The sequence below is a fragment of the Streptomyces phaeochromogenes genome (assembly GCF_001418655.1).
GTDB classification, from domain to species: Bacteria; Actinomycetota; Actinomycetes; order Streptomycetales; family Streptomycetaceae; genus Streptomyces; species Streptomyces phaeochromogenes.
In genome coordinates this window covers 1-2,706 of the sequence record NZ_LIQZ01000554.1, presented here as the reverse complement: position 1 = coordinate 2,706, position 2,706 = coordinate 1, and the positions used below count along the sequence as shown (strand labels likewise).

The following is a 2,706-nucleotide window of genomic DNA, read 5'->3' as shown; positions in this document are numbered from 1 at the left end:
GCGTTGTTGCATGGTGGCCGGTTGGTGGTGGTGCCGGAGATGACGGCGCGGGAGCCGGGTCTGTTCCATGAGTTGTTGGTGCGTGAGGGTGTGACGGTGTTGAACCAGACGCCGTCGGCGTTCACCCAGCTCATCGAGGAGGACCGCACCCGCAGCGACGCCGGTGGACTCGCCCTGCGGACGGTCGTCTTCGGTGGCGCGGCTTTGGACTGCGGGGCGCTTCAGGGCTGGGTCGCGCGGCATGGTCTGGAGTCTCCGCGGCTGGTGAACATGTATGGCATCACCGAGACGACGGTGCATGTGACGTACGGCCCGGTGGGTGCGGAGGATGTCGCGGCCGGTGGTTCGGCCAGTCCGATCGGCCGCCCGTTGAACGACTTGAGCGTGCATCTCCTGGACCCGTCGGGCGAGTTGGTGCCGGTGGGTGTGCCGGGTGAGATTCACGTAGGCGGTCCGGGTGTGGCGCGGGGGTATCTGAACCGTCCGGAGCTGACGGCGGAGCGCTTCGTGCCGGATCCGTTCGGGCCGCCCGGTGCCCGCCTCTATCGCAGTGGTGACCTGGCGTGCCGTCGTGCGGACGGGAGTCTGGAGTTCCTGGGCCGGATCGACGACCAGGTGAAGGTGCGGGGTTACCGCATCGAGCCGGGTGAGATCAGCGCCCGTCTGACCGCTCACCCTGCCGTTCGTGACGCCGTGGTGATCGTCCGGGACGAGCGGCTGGTGGCCTATCTAGTTTCCGACGGGGAAGCACCGTCCACCGCCGACCTGCGGGCGTTTGTTGCTCGTGTGTTGCCGGAGTACATGGTGCCGGCGGCGTTCGTGGTGTTGGGGCGGCTGCCGTTGACGGTGAACGGGAAGGTGGATCGGGGGGCGTTGCCGGCGCCGGAGTTCGTGACCGGTGTGGGCCGTGGGCCGCGCTCAGGCGTGGAGGAGGTGCTGTGTTCGCTGTTCGCTGAGGTGTTGGGGCTGGATCGGGTGGGGGTGGCGGACTCCTTCTTCGATTGTGGCGGCGACAGCATCATGGCGATTCAGCTGGTGTCGCGTGCGCGTCGTGCGGGTTGGGTGTTGTCGGCGCGGGATGTGTTTGAGCATCCGTCGGTGGAGCGGTTGGCGCGGGTGGTGGTGCCGGTGGGTGACGCCGCTGTGGCGGTGGAGGCTTCGGGTGCCGGGGTGGGTGTGGTGCCACTGACACCGGTGATGGGGTGGTTGCGGGACCTGGCGGGGCCGGTTGAGGGGTTCCACCAGCATGTGGTGGTGGGCCTGCCGGAGGGGGTGAGCCGGGAGGTTCTGGTGAGGGCTCTTCAGGCGGTGGTGGACCGGCATGACATGTTGCGGTCGCGGTTGGTGCGTGACGGGCGCGACGGGGATGGTGCATGGCGGCTGGAGGTGGCGCCGCCGGGTGCGGTGGACGCGGGCGGGCTGCTGGACCACACCACGACCACCGACCTCGACGAGGCGTCCGTACTCACCGCCATCGACGAACGTGCCGAAGCCGAGCGCCTACGGCTGGACCCCGATGCCGGTGTGGTCTTCCGAGCGGTGTGGTTCGAGCCCGGCCAACTGCTCTTGGTGGCGCACCATTTGGTGGTGGACGGGGTGTCGTGGCGGATTCTGCTGGAGGATCTGAAGGCGGCTTCGGAGGGCCGGGAGCTGGAGCCGGTGGCGACGTCGTTCCGGACCTGGGCGCGGCGGCTGCGGGAAGAGGCCGAGCAGGGAACGTACACCGGCCAGTTGGAGCTGTGGCGTCGCATCGTCGGTGAGCCCGGCCGGCCGCTGGGTTCGCGGGATCTGGACGCGGCGAAGGACACGGTGACCACCCGCCGGGTGACGGAACTGTCCCTGTCGGTCGAGCTGACGGAGGCGTTGCTGACGCGGGTTCCGGCGTTGTTCCACGGTGGTGTGAACGATGTGTTGTTGGCGGGTCTGGCGTTGGCCGTGCAGGAGTGGCAGCGGCGGCGTGGCCGGGACGCGGACGCGGGTGTGCTGCTGGATCTTGAGGGGCATGGCCGGTTCGAGGCGGCGAGGGTGGACCTGTCGCGGACGGTGGGCTGGTTCACGTCGATTCATCCGGTGCGGCTGGACGCGGGTGCGGGTGCGGTGTCGTGGGATGAGGTGTGTGCCGGTGGTGTGGCCGGTGGGCGGGCGTTGAAGCTGGTCAAGGAGCAGGTGCGGGCGGTGCCGGACGACGGGGTCGGTTTCGGTGTGCTGCGTTACCTGGACCCGGCTGCTGGGGCCGAGTTGGCGGCCGGGGCACGGCCTGAGTTGGGGTTCAACTATCTGGGCCGGTTCACCAGTGGTGGTGATGGTGCGTGGGGGTTGAGTGCGCGGGCGGGGATGGTGGGCGGCGGCGCTGATGCGGGGTTGCCGTTGGCGCATGCGCTGGAGGTCAATGCGGTGACGTATGACCTGGCCGAGGGTCCGCGGTTGCAGGCGAGTTGGGCGTGGGCGGACGGGGTGTTGTCCGAGGCGGAGGTGCGGGAGCTGGCGCAGTTGTGGTTCCAGGCTCTGGAGGGTCTGGCCCGGCACGCCGACGCCCCCGACGCAGGTGGACTGACCCCCTCCGACCTGGACCTCGTCCCACTCGACCAGGCCGAGATCGAACTGCTGGAGGACGGTGGGGCGGAGGTCGAGGACATTCTTCCGCTGCAGCCTCTGCAGGAGGGGTTTCTGTTCCATTCGCTGGTGGCGGATGGTGCGGTGGATGTG

The 2,706-nt window shown here is 69.1% G+C and carries 1 protein-coding gene; it reads left to right on the top strand.

The genetic code is table 11. The features are described 5' to 3' along the window. Positions 1-3: 3 nt before the first annotated feature. Positions 4-2,706: condensation domain-containing protein (locus AOK17_RS53720; RefSeq protein WP_342671573.1), on the top strand; the 2,703-nt coding region annotated here is incomplete at its 3' end.